We start from the raw sequence: 15,192 nt of genomic DNA on the forward strand, positions 1-15,192 counted from the left end.
TTTTCTAAATTATTGTCATTCAGGTTGTTGTGATTTTGCTAGTCGTGTATTATTTCAATTCTATGATCTGTTCCAATATTTTGAAGTCACCGGGCTTATAAACGCTAACGGGTACCGATTGATCAAACCCTTTGATCTTCAAGGTAATGCTCGCGCTTTCGCCGGGGTTCAAATTTCCGATTGGGTAGCTGTTGCCGTCTGCTTTTAAATAATAATTCCGGATCGCATATGCAGGAAAATCTCTTCGCGCGGTAATTTTCACTACCAACTGATGAATACCGTCTGAACCGGGCTGATATGACACTTTTTCGATAGTCAAAGGCGCCATTTCCGATTGGTAGGTATAGTAGGCAGGTCTCGGAGTTCGGTCGGGGCGAACGAGACCCCATGGCCGGTATCCGTTAATATTGGTACCATGGTGACGGCTCTGATAGTCATTATATGTCCACCAGGACGCCCCGACAACATATGGTCGTTTTCGGATTTCGGCGTTGACCGCTGAAATGTGCTGTGCCTGAGCTACTTCGCTTTCATTAAAATTGTGAGTGTCCGTTCGGGGTTTATCGAGCCAGAATTCCTTTTTATCGTCAGCCCTTACACCCCATTCGCTGATCAGTATGGGCTTGTCGGGGTATAAGGCGTGTATATGGTCAAGTACTTTGGCATGGTTTCCATAAGTATTGGTAGACACAAAATCCACATACTGGCTTGCTTCGTCTTCCGGTTTTTTGGGTAAAGTATTCAGGCGCATCGTCGCGAAAGTGTATAGTCGAGTAGGATCCAGCTGTTTCGCATATTCAATCATATCCTTTGTCCAGCGCTGACCTTCGGGAAAATCGGACAAATATTCGTTTCCAACGCTATATGCAATTACGGACGGATGGTTCCAATCACGCTCAGCCATTTCCTTAAACTGAGAGCGGAATTTGGTACGCATCGAATCATTATCCATTTGATTTGGAGTCATTTGCCAGTTTCCGGCTTCGCTGATGATCAGCATCCCGTACCGGTCGGCCAACTCATAAAATTGTTCGGTTGGAGTATAATGTGTCAATCTTTGAAACTCCATTCCGGCCTCTTTCATCAGTTTGAAATCCTTTTCCACAAGCCAGTCTGGCTCCAATGAACCGAGACCCGGATAATCAACCACCCGATTTGCGCCGCCCACTTTGATCGGCTGACCATTCAAAAGCAATTGCGCGTTTTTGACTTCAACCTGTCTTATTCCAAAATTGGATGAGATCGTATCTCCGGCCAAAACAGCCCTGATGTGATATAAATTAGGATCGTCCAGATTCCACAGCTTGGTCTGCGCAGCGGTGAGAGTTGCTGATGATTCTATGATTCCGGTTTCCCCAGCAGGGATGCTTTTCGATTCGCTCTTCCAGCTGATATTCAGTGGTTTATTTTGAAATGAAATCGAAATTGTTGCCTTTGGAGACGCTGTGTTTTTTGAAGCATTGTGAACTCGAATCAATGTTTTAATTGTCGCGGTGCCTTTTGCCAGGTCCGGATTGGCTTCGATTTTGATATTATTTGCATAAACTTCCGGCTCGACAGTGAGGTAAACAGGACGAACCAATCCACCATAATTCATCCAGCCCACAAACGGGTTATTGATTTGATTGTAATCTTTGGCCCCCGGTATCGTACCGATATTCCAGGTATTATTATTGACTGAAACCGCAAGAAGATTTTCTCCGTCCCTTAGTAAATCCGTGATATCGAAGCTAAACGGAGTATATCCACCCTCATGCTTGCCCGCTTCCTTGCCATTTAACCAAATCCGGGTTTTATAATAAGCTGCATCAAAATGCAGTATTACACGTTTCCCACTGGCGATTTTCCATGGAAATGATTTGCGGTACCAGGCAGTTCCGGTATAAAACTGAAACCGGGGATCAACAGAAAAGCAGTGGGGAACGGTGACTTTATCCATACGAAAAATTTCCTTCGGATCGTCTGCATACCATTTGCCGACAACGCCCATCTCGGCCGGATCCAGTGCGAAAGACCATTCGCCGTGAAGTGGAATCGCATTGGCCTGACGAATACTATATTGCGCCAAAGCTGACCAGGAGTTTCCTGCTATTAAAATTAAAAAGATAAACCTGCTAAATAATTTCATTGGAATTGTAACTATTTGATATTGAGTATTTTTTTGAATTTTGTTATTCAGACTGCGACTTGTTCAGGTTCGGGCTTTAGTTTTTTTGAAGCACTGAATGGAATCCATGCCGCAAGCAAAATTACCGCTGCGATAGACATGGTTATACCGCTTCCCGAAGTTGTGAAAGTGCTTAACACGAAGAGTATCAATGAAGTGAAAAGCAAAGCACCGGCGATAACCTGTAATCCGAAACGATTTTGGCGTTTGATTTCTATAGCTTCTTCAGGACTTGCCCCGACAAGATTGTCGATGCGTTTTTGTTCGCGTTCTACTTCATAATCGGTGAATTCCTGAGCGGTAATATTTCTGGATCTTGCCCACAATTCGTAGGCCAGCAGAAGCAGCAAAGGAATACCGACTCCGACAATCGTTTCCATACTTCTCGATAATTTGAAATCAAGAAGAAGCGGGGAGAGAACTTTGAAAAAGAGATTGACTGAAAGACCGATAAAGGTTACCCATAGCGTCACTTTTCCATTCAGCCTTTTCGAAAACAACGCCCATAGCGGAGGAGCGAGCAGCGGTCCTCCGGAAATCGCAGATATACTCAGAACCACCTCCACAATCCCTCCAGCTGCCGGTACAAGCAACGCTATCACGATCATACCCAGTCCGAAAACCCACGACGAGCCTCTGGCGACGCGGATCAATTGCTTGTCAGAAGCAGCAGGGTTGATCATTCCTTTATATATGTCATTTGTAAAAACGGCCGAAACAACGTTCAATGCAGTGTTTGCACTTGCTGACGTGGAGAAATACATTCCTGTTAACATCAGTCCGAGCAGGCCTGGCGGGAGCACGAGTTTACAAATCATAAGGTAGGCATTTTCGGTATCCAGGCCGGTCAGAGACGGGTTGATAGCCTTGTATATCATCGGCGGAAACATCCATATTACAGGGCTGATCAGATATAACGCGGCAAAAAGATAAGCTACTTTCCGGGCCGATTTTTCACTGTCAACGCTTGTATATCGCTGCACCATAGTCCAGTTTCCACCGATATAGCAGATATGATATATCACAAATGCCGCGACAAAACCAATGGTATATTCGCCATTGAGCAGATTAAAAAAGTCATCAGGGACATGCTGCGTAAATCCTTCCCAGCCGCCGACGCGGTTGAACGAAAGGGGTAAAAGGATGAAAACCGCCGCGCATAACACTACGAATTGAAGTATATCGGTTACCATTACCGCCCAAAGTCCGCCGATGGCAGTATAGGTGATCATGAATAGTCCAAGCACTATTGTACACGGAACTAGTGGCAGGTCGAGCGATGAGCTTACCAACCTGGCAACCGGGTACAAAACCGATCCCTTAATAAAAATGGAAACGAGGGTGAAAATGAATATATAGGTTTTCTGAACGGTAGCACCGAGTCGTTGTTTGATGAACTCTGCGGCTGTGAGAGCACCGGTTCTTTTCCATCTTGGGGCTAAAAAAAGACCAGTTAGAAGTGCGCCTATGCACATCGTCCATTGAATTGTGATGGCTACCCAACCATGTTTATAGGCAATGGAACCCCATGCGACGAACGTTCCGGCTGAGAAAAAACTCATGAAAAGCGATAAGCCTCCGATAAACCACGGCACAGCTTCCCCTCCCGCAAAAAACGACTTCAGATTTCGGCCGGTACGGGCAAATAGCAGCCCGATGCACAAAACGAAGGCAGAAAAAATGATAATCACTACGGTATCAATGGTACTGTTCATAAGGTCAATCAGGTAGTAAAGTATTAGGTAGCGTGTTGATTATTAATATTTTATAGATATTGTCCGAATGCCAAATGCCGGCATCGTCATTGGAATGGGAAGATGAACGTCGGCTATTGAACCTTTAAAATCAACATAGCTGATTTCGCGGATGTTTGCGTTGGGCTCGGGTAATTTTGCTTCACGTAATGCCACCCGAAAACTGTTTTCAGAAGCCTCGTTGTTAAGCATTGTTACATAAATCGTTTTGGTTTTTTCCGATTGTGAAATGATATAGTCAATCGAGGCATTGTCAATATTGACCAAACCTTCAATGAGTGCGAGCTGCGCTTTGTCGCCATATACATTTCCTGGTTCGAATCCATATGTTTGGTGCGGACCGACTTTCGGCGTGACAAATCCGCGGGGAAATGAAATTTTTCCGTTGGAGCGTAAATTGGCTTCTGATAAAAGGTAGTCCGAAATCCAGCCGATTTGCCACCAGGCATGGTGAGGGTAGGGGCCAGCGCCCCTGTTCATCGCCTGCCAGTAATAAGAAGCAACGCTGGTTTTACTATCCACGAACGCATCACGACCGATCGCTGCAGACCGTGCCATGTCTGCGAATATCTGTTCCCCAGTCAGTTGATGCATTCGGATAAACATGCCCGCATGGCTTGCCAACTGGATAGGCCCGAGGCGAACAGCCGAACCGAAAATGCCGCCATGTTCAAAACTCAGACCAGTTTGAGATATTTCCCAATCTTCAAGATGCGTGCCATTTACCAACTTTTCCTTGTGACTGGCGATTGGGTGCGTGTAAACTGAAGCGGTATAAATTTTAGCGCATTTAATGGCGGCGACTTTGTATTTCTCATCTTTCGTAATATCGAATAGATCAAGATAGGCCTGAGCGGATTGGCCGGTAGCGAAATCGGGGGCATATCGGGCATCCCCGCAAACTCCAAGAAATGAACCCCTGTTTACTCCGTTTTTTAGAAACCAGTCTGCACCTTTTTTTGCTGCAGCGAGGTACTTGGGATCTTTAAGAATTTGGTAGGCTACCAGTAATCCATAAAACGTGGATCGATAGTCTTTTATGTCTTTGAAAACTTCTTCCTCTGTTTTGTGATCATATGCCACAGCCCAGCTGCCATCGGTTTTTTGCCATGCCAGGAGCCGATCTGCACCTTCTTTTAAACGCGCTTTGAGCTCTTTATTCTGAGGTTCAAAAAGCAGCATGTTGCCAATGTCAAGCATTACATAATATGTAACTGCAATAGGTTCAACGACTTCGCCCCATTCTTCCACAAATTTTTTACTCTTCGCCAGATAATATTGACCTTGCACTGCTCCTTTGAAAAAGCCATCGCTGGTTTGCTGTTGTGCGAGTTTGAAATTGAGTGCTGGCGGTAAAACTTCGTCCCTTAATTTTGGGTCGTTCGTCTCTTTGGCAAGCATAAACATGGCACCATAATCGGAGTTTTTCATTGCGTCTTTATTCGAGCCAACCACTCCGCCCAGATAGGATTGCGCGCCGATTTCTCTCCCTTTATATTGCTCGATATTCCAAAGCGAGGTTTTTGGGTCCGTTAAATAATGATGCATTTTTTCAATGCGATCCGTCAGTGATTGTTTGCTTTTTCTCAATTCCAACGTGTTGTGAAAGCCATAGATATCGTTAGCAGCGTGTTTCAGTGACGCAAACCAGTCACCGTTTTGCATACTATATCTGAATGAAAATGATATTTGCTGACCGGCAGTCAATTTGGAGGTTTCTTCACCCAAAACCGGATAGTACATGGTCGGGCTCAGCTGCGCTTTTCTGTTCATATGCGACAAGCCAAGCAGCCAGTCGGTCTGAGTAATTTTGTCTTTGGCCCATGGGTCGCGGGCAAGGCCAGGCTCAGGAATTACGCTTAATGTCACTCCTGTTTTTGAGGTTACCAATGGATTTAAAGTACTGGCGCAACGCTCCCGATAAACTACTGGACGGGTCGGTATTCCATGGCCATATGCATAGGCTAGCGCGAAATTGGGCTGCATGTAGTTTCCCTGAAAATATCCGGGAACCGAAACCCATTGCATATCAGCAGTTTCCAGGTAGGCCAGGGTCGGCGACGCCATTGAATAATATCCGTCTTTTTTGGCGGTTAGGTTCAACGTTACTTTGATATCGGTCGGATATTCAGGATCCAGCTGCCATGTCGACTGGATTTTGGCAACTTCAGTTTCTTTCGAAAACTGAATACTATGGTCGGTCTCATTTACGGATTCCGGAAGAAAATGATATGCTTTTCCGGCGGTGTTCAATGCCACTTCCGTTGTACTTTCTTTCCACTGCAGTTGCTGATAATGATAGGCGTCTTCCGGGAATTTTCCCCCCGTTATTTTTTCAAAAACCTCTTTGGGTTCCGATGATGGTTTAATGTCGGTATATAAAAGCGTATACTCACCGGAAGACTTGAATGCATTGATCCACTGAGCACCTTTCTTTGTCTTAATGGATGCAATATTCAACCCGTTTGCGCCACTTTGCCATTGAATCTGAACGGCATTATTTTGCAAAACAACAGGCTTTTTAGCCTGGCCATACGCGCTGGTCGAGATAATGGTTATAAGGAAAAGTATGCGTAAATGATTTATTTTCATGGTTTTAGTAATGTTATATAGTTTTTTAATTCAGGAGATATCAACTGACTGATGTTTCCCGAAGCGTCGGAATATTGTATAAAAACGTGCAGATCGGGACGGCGTATCAGGAGCTTTTGAGACTCTTCCATATCCATCAGTACAAAAGCCGTAGCAAACGCGTCGGCGGTCATGGCGTCGGCTGCGAAAACGGTCGCATTTAACACAGTGCTGGCTTCTGCCATACCCGTTTTTGGGTTGATGATATGACTATATCTGATTCCATCCTGAACATACTGGTTTCGATAATTTCCAGAAGTAGCCATGGCCATATCCCTCATTTCGACCATGGCACAAAGCTGGCCGGGTATAGTCGGGTTTTCGATACCGAGTTTCCAAAAATGATCGCTGTCTTTTTGTCCGGCCCATCTCATTTCACCTCCGATTTCAACCACATAATTTTTGATGCCTTTCTGACCTAAAAAATTAGCAACGACGTCTACGGAATATCCCTGGGCAATCGCGTTAAAGTCAATACGAACACCTTGCTTTTTCGATTTTATCTGAACTGAATCAAATTGAATGTGTTGAAAACCAACGTATTGCAGGAGTGAGTCTAGGTCAAATTCTGCTCTCTTTTTCTTTTTGCCAAAACCATATGCTTCAACCAAAGGCAAAATAGTCGGATCAAAAAGCCCTTTTGTTTCCAGAAAGACTTCTTGTGACTTTTTCAAAACAGGAAAAAAATGCTCTGAAATGAATGTGAATTTTCCGTTTTTATTAAATTCAGTAATCTCAGAATCAGTGCGATAGCCGGAAAGTGATTTATCAATCTGTTGCAAAATTGAATCAATTTCTGATTTCTGAACCGGGCTTTTTTCTGAACAATACCGGATCTGATAAGTGGTCCCCTGCGCTTCTCCATGAATCGTCAAAAGAGTATCCGTCGCTGAGGTATACACCGAAGTATGGCCAGCAACCGCGCCAGCCGACGCTATTGAAAGCACGATACATGGGGCTGCCAAAATCAGATTCAGTATTCTAATCATTCTATTTCTGTCTGTATATCAATTGATTATGGTCTTGGAGCGATCGGTTCATCCTTGATGATCGCCATCAGCTCCGGTAAATGTTCCTGATATATTGCTCTCGGTGTGGTGTTGTATTTTTTGGTCAAAGCAGCTGCAAAGCCAACCACTTCACCCATCATACCGCAGGTGCGCATCACGCGCGTACTTCCAAAAGCCACGTGGGTAGTGCTTATATTCCTGCCGGCCATAAAAAGATTCTGGATATTGCGTGAGTAAAGACAGCGATATGGGATCGTATATGGCGCAACTTTGATATGCTTGGTTCCCGCAAAAAACTCCTGTCCTTCAAAATATTTGCTGTTCGTCGCATCCGGGAAGTGAAGGTCGATAGTCCAGGTTGCGGTTACGGTACCATCGTCATAAAATTTACCTTCCTGGATATCCATCTGGTTCAAGATATGGTCGCCCAATATCCGGCGCGACTCACGTTTTCCGCCAATATAGGCCACCCAGGCCAGCTCTTTTTTTGCGTACTTGTCTTTTTTGTTATTTTTCAAATAAGACCAATTGCCATATATCGCCCTCAAATTATGGTCGCGGATTTGTTCGGCTTGGGTAATGGTGTTGAAATTGCCAAAACCGGTTTCCCATTCCCAGTCGGCCTTGCCTTTGTCGATATGGTATTCGTCGGAGAATTGAATAGCCCACGGCGTTTCGGGGAATGTGGTGACTGTATCGCGATCCATCGATGCCCACAAGTTGGATGTGCCGAGCGTAAAATCATCTGACTGATCTGCTGCCAGCGATTCTCCGGTTTCGGCTTTGCTTTCGCGGCCCATCCGGAAATCTGCACCTGCGAGATAAGCAATCGTCCCGTCGCCCGTGCAATCGGAAAAGAACGATCCCTCAAACCTGATTTCCTGGTTCGTGGCAATATCACGCGCTACTACTGCAGTAATGATATCCGCATTTTTCTCAACTTTAAATGCATAAGTATTCAGATATAACGATATGTTTTTCTCTGCTTTAACAATCGCCGTTTTTCTTGCATCTCCATATTCTTTTGCATCAGGATTGCCATTACCCGGGTCGCCATTGTCCATTTCCCGCACAATTCTTCCGAGTTTTGGATAATGATTTTTATCAATATCACCCATCAAATGAACCCGGATTTCGGAGCTGTTATTACCACCCAAAACTGGCCTGTCCTGAATTAGTGCGACTTTCAATCCCTGACGGGAAGCGGATATGGCAGCACATGTTCCGGCGATACCGCCTCCCACCACAACCAGATCAAAATGTCCTGCGTCCGTTGCCTTTTCTGATAAATGCAGCTGTTTTCTTCTGAATTGAGATAACGCTTCGAGCTCATTTGGTGGCGTGAAATTCGCCGCGTCCGTAAATAGCAACGCGTCACAGCGGCCATTAAAACCTGTCAGATCTTTGAGAGCCAATTGCGTATCCGAATTTTTGATATCCACCTCGCCGCCATCATACCATTTCCAGGCATCAGAACCGCTTTCACCAAATACCTTTGTGGTACTTTTTCCGTCGATCAAAACCTGGAACTTTCCTGGCCCTTTCGGAAATGGTGCCCAGTCTTTCGTGCGGACCCACATGCGGTACTTGCCAGTTTTTGGGAAATGCACCTTTGTCGTCGCGTCTTTCACAGGGCGACCCATTCCGTGCGCCATGATGTAAGAAGATCCCAAAACAACATACGATTGCTGGTCAATCACCCATCCGCCTTTATCCGCGAAAGATTCTGTTTCGACAAAAACAGTTTGCTGGGCCATCAGCTGAAAACTCAGCAAAACGAGGCTTAGTATATTTAGTAATGTTTTCATATTCAGTTATTTGGGTTAGGAACCGTGTTTTTTTTGGACTTTATGTATCGATCCATTTCTGATTTGACAGCTGGGATATCGGGATGAAAATGATCGAGGATGCCATAGATTTTAGAAGAATAATTACCCTCCTTATTCAACTGTGACGATAGTTTTTCCAAAGTTGCGTTGGATAATGATGGTTGCGTAATAAGCAATTTTGCCATCAGGTCTGACTGCTCTTCATTGGCAGTTGTGATATCCTGCGCAATGGCCAGCGCCAGGTCAGCGCTCAGAGGGATATCCTGCAGTTTTTTTAGAATTGATATTTGCAAAGTGTAGCCAGCCTTGTGATATGATTCCCACAACCAGGTCTGCATTTCGCTACTTTTAAAAAATGGAGGACTTGTTTTTTGCAAAGCATGGCGGGCCACAAAGACATTTTTCCCATTGATGACATGCTTGACATCCTCCGTGAAAGCGGGCTGAATGTTGCCATTCTGATCCATCACTTTTCCCATCGCAAAATATTGATAATGGTGATTGGTGCCCGCAAGAAATTCATGTAAAAGTCTGTCGTCCACATAGTTTTCAATAATGCTTTTTATTTCGTCAGAAGTATGGCCGTAGGCGATATGCCAAAGGGTGAAACAAGTATATACCGCGCCGTCAATTACTTCATTCTTAATGGTTTTCAACGTAGCTCCTGCTTTTGCATCCACGGAATCAGCCAGGTTTTCCGTCCCTTTTGAGATCAAATCTTCCATCTTCAAACCGGCAAAAATGGAGTTTGGCTTTGCTAATATGTCTGCCAGTTTTTCATATTCATCCGGTTTGAATTCGTCATGGTCCACTTTCGTCAACACTTTTCCTTTTGGCATATCATACCGCATATAATTGCCGAGTAAGTCCCAATAGAAATTGATATGCACCGGTTTACATTCGTTGGTATAACAAACAGGAGTGAATATATTCCGGAAAAAATAGGCAGGATTCCCGGCTTCGTCGAAGGCCAGATTCAAGACATACGACGTGGTATCGTTTTCTTTGATTTTAAATTTTTTGATCCGGCCAGCAGAGAGCTGAACGGCTTGTTCGAGATACGGATGTAATGGCCGATAAGAAGCCCTCACAACATTGTGAAGGCTCATTATCAAAAAGATCGTGAAGAACGCGAAATGACGTTTTTTCATCAGCATCTATTTCCAGTCGGCGTTTTGTTCCAATTCGGGATTGGCGTTGATCTCATCCTGTGGAATCGGGAAATATTTGTTTTTAGCCTGAACAGGACGATTTGGGTAAACTGAGTTCACGGCTTTCGGGATCACGTCGAGGAATTTTCCGGTTCGGGTGAGGTCATACCAGCGGTCGCCTTCGCCGAAGAATTCCCATGATCGCTCCTGAATAACCGCGTCGATAAATTCCTGTTTGCTCAGTCCAGTACCGAGCTTCTCCAGTCCCGCTCTTGTCCGAATCGCATTGATATACTCATATGCCAATGCCGTTGGTCCATTCAGCTGTGCTTCCGCTTCTGCCGCGATCAGGTAAACATCTGCGAGGCGCAAAATTGGAATGTTGTTGATTAGTCCTGTGCTGGAAACCGGATCCTGATACTTCTTAATCAAAACTGCCTCGGTAGTGATCGGTGTAATATCCTTCTGTGCAACCCAGGTTCCTGCCTTGTTAAGATAAGTTGTGTCTAGCAATTGTCGGCGTTTATCTTTTGGATCAAAAGACTTGAAGAAGTCCATATATGCGAACATGGATCCGTAGGAAGTCTTCGCATATTCAACCCCTGCACTCCCCACGGGTCCGCATAACCCAACGAGCTGGTGACTGTTTCCCGGCGTAATCGGATCTGCTTCATATGCCCAGATGTTTTCAACGCGGGCCGCGTCTTCCTTAAGATAACTATAAACATCCATCACGTTGGGCATCAGCGAATATTTGCCCGACGCAATAACTGACTTGGCTTTTTCAAGCGCCTTAGCCCAGTCCTGATTATAGAGTGCTGCCTTTGCGTATAGCGCCCCAACTGCTTCATTGCTGGGCCGTCCTTTGTCTACAGAGGGAAAGGAAGCAAGCCCGGCCTGCGCTGCCATATCCAGATCGCTGTATATCTGTTTATATACATCAGTCGCGGCGCTTTTTGGGACATATGCTTTGGCTTCCGAAGTGCTCGGTTCGGTTTTTACGACTACATCACCAAAGTTTTTGGCGAGCGTCCAGAAGTAAAAAGCACGAAGAAAATATGCCTCACCGATGATCTGCTTTTTGCGTTTTTCATCCATCGTGGCTTCAGGCACTTTTGCGATAATCCAGTTCGCTTTTTCAATACCGCTATACGAAGAAGACCACAATTGCAACGGCGATTCATTGGTTCTACCTGCGCTCTTTTGAACCGTATAAGTTGGTTCGACCGTAAAAAGTGTCAATGTATTTCTTCCTACCACGCCACGCGGGTATATCTGATCGGCGCTGTAATCTGGTACCATGGTAGCTGCCGGGCCACCGTACATGCTTGATACTCCGCCATATACGGCCAGTAAACCCTTTTCCGCGTCGGATGCTGTTTTGTAATAATCTTCAACAAAAATGGAAGAATAGACCTCTTCATCCAGCTGGCAGGATCCCATTCCGAGGGCCAGGGCGATAAGCGGGATGGTTTTAAATATTTTTTTCTTAGATATCATGTTCTAGCGAGTTTTGAGCTATTAAAAAGTAAGTTGAACGCCTCCCAGGAATGATCTTGCCTGTGGATATACCAGATTGTCAATACCGATTGTAGTATTGGAACCCGCATAAGTGTTCACCTCCGGATCAAAACCGGTATATTTTGTAATCGTGAAAAGGTTGTTGGCGCTGACGTAAATTCTCAATCTGCTGATACCTTTCAAATTTGGAAAAGCATAGCCCAGCATCAGGTTTTTACAGCGCATGTAAGACCCGTCTTCCATCGGATAGCTGCTGATGGGCAAACGGCCGGCAACCATCGGGCTAACATATTGATTGCTTTGGTTTTCCGGCGTCCAGCGGTTTTCAACTCCCTGGAAAAGATTGCGTTGACCAAGTGGATTTTCGAACGAAAGGCGGCTGGCATTATAGATATCATTGCCATGCGTTCCCGAGAAAAATGCGCTCAGATCAAAGCCTTTATATGCCACATTGGTTGAGAATCCATAGATGAATTTCGGGTTCGGATTGCCGGTAATAACCTGATCAGCAGCATTGATAGCACCGTCGCCATTGATATCCTTCACTTTGTGTCCACCCAGACGGCCATCATATCCCGGCACGATTGCTTCTCCGGTCTGGTTGATTCCGTCGAATACATAGGTTTTGAATATCCCCAGTGGCTGGCCCACTTTCAGGACCGTGTAATTGGTCACAAACCTTTCGTCAGTCGTTCCGCCGTCCAGATCAAGCACTTTGTTGCGATTGAAAGTGATATTGCCGTTGACCGACCATTTTACCGGGCCGTCCAGGATTGTTGCGTTTGCAGCAAATTCAAATCCTTTATTTTGCAGCGCTCCGTAGTTTCCGGTGATACTGCTATATCCTGACGATAACGGCAGCGTTTTCTGGTAAAGTAAGTCGTTGGTTTTTTTGAAATAATAATCTGCGATCAATGAAATGCGGTTGTTCATTAAACTGATATCCACACCGAAGTCGGTTTGTGCAGATCTTTCCCAGCGCAAATCGGGGTTGGCAATACCAGATGGAACAATCGCAGTTTGGTAAGTATTATTGATATTATATCCGCCGCCAGCCTGCACTGTCGCAAGAGATTGATATGGATCAATGCCAGCCGCATTACCCGTAATTCCGTAGCTACCTCTTAATTTTAAATCTGAAAGCCAGGTAATATCTTTCATAAATGGCTCCTCAATGACACGCCACGCTGCCGAAACCGCCGGGAAGAAACCATATTTGTGATTTGCTCCAAACTTGCTCGATCCGTCGACACGTGCTGTCAGGTCCAAAAAGTACCGATCCTTGAATCCGTAGTTAATCCTACCCATATATGAATCAAGACGTTGAAGGCTGCGGCTGCTGTTTACTGTGCGATTCAGCGCGAGTTGCAACGCTTCATTTTTGGTGGCATCGTTGGGGAAACCATTTGCATTGATTTGGTTTGAATTCGCTTTGTTGGATTGTGTCGCAAATAATCCTGTGAATTTCAGACTATGCTTTTCATTGATCCTTTTGCTGTAAGACAACACGCTTTCATGCAACAGCCCCAATCCGTTGAAGTTGTATTTAGAGGCCGATCCTGAATTTTCGTTCCGGTCGCTGAGGGCGATAATTGAAATTGGTGAGTACGTGTCATATAGCCGGGTATCGATATCAGCATTAAATGAAGCGCGATACGTTAGTCCTGGAAGGATGGTAAATTCTCCGTAAAGGTTGATCAACGCTCTTTTGAAGTTACGGTTGTTCATCCCTGCTGCATAGTTCAAGGGATTGATTACTTCGCGATAACGTCCATTACCTTGTTCTGCGAAAGGATATATACTACCATCGGCTTTGTAGGGCTGCAATGTTGGAGGAGCACCAATCGCTGCTCCCAATACGCTGGCTGTCACCACGCCCGCATCACCAATATTCTCCGTGGCGGCACTGATTCCTTTATTATTCGAAAAACTGCCCATTATGCTCGTTCCTACTTTCAAAAGCTTGCTGACCCGATGATCAACATTCAGCCTGTAAGTCATGCGGTCAAAACCGGAATTGATAATGATCCCTTTTTGATTGAAGTAATTGGCCGACAGCGATAGCTGCGTTTTTTCGTTTCCGCCACTGATCGTCAACTGGTGGTTTTGAATAGGCGCGCTTTGGAATATCAGCTTTTGCCAGTTTGTGCCTTCGCCGAGACTGGCCGGATCAGGATAGGATTTGTCTTTGAAAACCTCATTTTCGAGTTGCGCAAACTCCGCGGCGTTCAATACGTCCAGTGTTTTTGTTGCTTTCTGAACGCCATAATAACTTTCCAGAGAGACTTTTGTTGCTCCCGCTTTTCCGCGTTTAGTGGTAATCAGGATCACACCGTTGGCTGCTCTGGATCCATAAATCGCTGATGCGGAGGCATCTTTTAGTACTTCGACTGACTCAATATCATTCGGGTTAATGGTAGACAGCGGACTCAGGTCATTAATACCACCGCTATTGGATATCTGAATTCCGTCGATGACATATAGCGGTTCCGAGTTACCATTAATTGAGTTGGTTCCACGGATACGTACACTGATATTACCGCCGGGAGCACCAGTATTCTGGTTGATCTGGACCCCGGAAACTCTTGCCTGAAGTCCTTGCGCGACATTCGTGATAGGAAGTTGGGTCAGATCATCGGATTTTACAGAAGCTATCGCACCGGTTGTTTCGATTTTACGCTGGGTACCATATCCCACTACAACTACTTCATCCAGGGCGCGATTGTCTACCATCAAAGTAATATTGACCTGTTGTTTGTTGCCAACCAGCACTTCTTGTTTTACATATCCAACAAAAGAAAATATGAGCGTTTCAGTGGCTCCGGCAGCTAATTTAAACTTACCATCCACATCGGTGAGGGTTCCTTGCTGGCCCCCTTTTATCGTTACACTTACACCCGGGATGCCTTCTCCTTTGTCGTCGGAGACTTTACCGGTAACATCAGGCGACTGGGCATGCGTTATCGAAACGCTTATTGCCAGTGTGATGAGCCAAAGTACTTTTTTAAGCATAGATAAATTGAATAAGGGTTATTGGTTTGAGTTTTCTTAAAAATGTTATATTTATTTCCGTTTCTTGGAGTATAAATCAACATTTCGAGTGTTAGTCTTTTCCGGTGTTTATGGAGA

General features: G+C 45.1%; 8 protein-coding genes. All 8 read right to left on the reverse strand.

Annotated features, from left to right (window positions below):
* Positions 1-49: 49 nt before the first annotated feature.
* Genes AC1XUD_RS00330 through AC1XUD_RS00365 form a run of 8 tightly spaced genes read right to left on the reverse strand, consistent with a single transcriptional unit; the run spans position 50 to position 15,075 of the window.
* Positions 50-2,128, reverse strand: coding sequence for a glycoside hydrolase family 2 protein (locus tag AC1XUD_RS00330; RefSeq protein ID WP_483358938.1), 2,079 nt, complete (start codon positions 2,126-2,128; stop codon positions 50-52).
* 47 nt (positions 2,129-2,175) lie between these two features.
* The gene (locus tag AC1XUD_RS00335; RefSeq protein ID WP_483358939.1) at positions 2,176-3,882 is read right to left on the reverse strand and encodes a sodium:solute symporter family protein; all 1,707 of its coding nucleotides are present in this window, start codon (positions 3,880-3,882) and stop codon (positions 2,176-2,178) included.
* Positions 3,883-3,924: 42 nt separating this feature from the next.
* The gene (locus tag AC1XUD_RS00340) at positions 3,925-6,513 is read right to left on the reverse strand and encodes a glycerophosphoryl diester phosphodiesterase (protein ID WP_483358940.1); all 2,589 of its coding nucleotides are present in this window, start codon (positions 6,511-6,513) and stop codon (positions 3,925-3,927) included.
* Positions 6,510-7,541: an FAD:protein FMN transferase gene (locus AC1XUD_RS00345; RefSeq protein ID WP_483358941.1), complete on the reverse strand. Its 1,032-nt coding sequence runs from the start codon at positions 7,539-7,541 to the stop codon at positions 6,510-6,512. Before AC1XUD_RS00345 ends, AC1XUD_RS00340 begins: the two co-directional genes overlap by 4 nt.
* Positions 7,542-7,567: 26 nt before the next feature.
* Entirely contained in the window at positions 7,568-9,370 is a 1,803-nt protein-coding gene (locus AC1XUD_RS00350) for an FAD-dependent oxidoreductase (protein ID WP_483358942.1), read from the reverse strand.
* Positions 9,371-9,372: 2 nt separating this feature from the next.
* Complete coding sequence (locus AC1XUD_RS00355) at positions 9,373-10,542, reverse strand: hypothetical protein (protein WP_483358943.1); 1,170 nt, start codon at positions 10,540-10,542, stop codon at positions 9,373-9,375.
* Positions 10,543-10,548: 6 nt separating this feature from the next.
* A complete protein-coding gene (locus tag AC1XUD_RS00360) occupies positions 10,549-12,042 on the reverse strand; it encodes a RagB/SusD family nutrient uptake outer membrane protein (RefSeq protein WP_483358944.1) in 1,494 nt (497 codons plus the stop codon).
* Between the two features lie 21 nt (positions 12,043-12,063).
* Positions 12,064-15,075 carry a SusC/RagA family TonB-linked outer membrane protein gene (locus tag AC1XUD_RS00365; protein ID WP_483358945.1) on the reverse strand — a complete coding sequence of 1,004 codons (3,012 nt, stop codon included), beginning with the start codon at positions 15,073-15,075 and terminating at the stop codon, positions 12,064-12,066.
* Between the last annotated feature and the right edge of the window lie 117 nt (positions 15,076-15,192).

Source organism: Dyadobacter sp. HNCC25DJ184, from assembly GCF_056895215.1.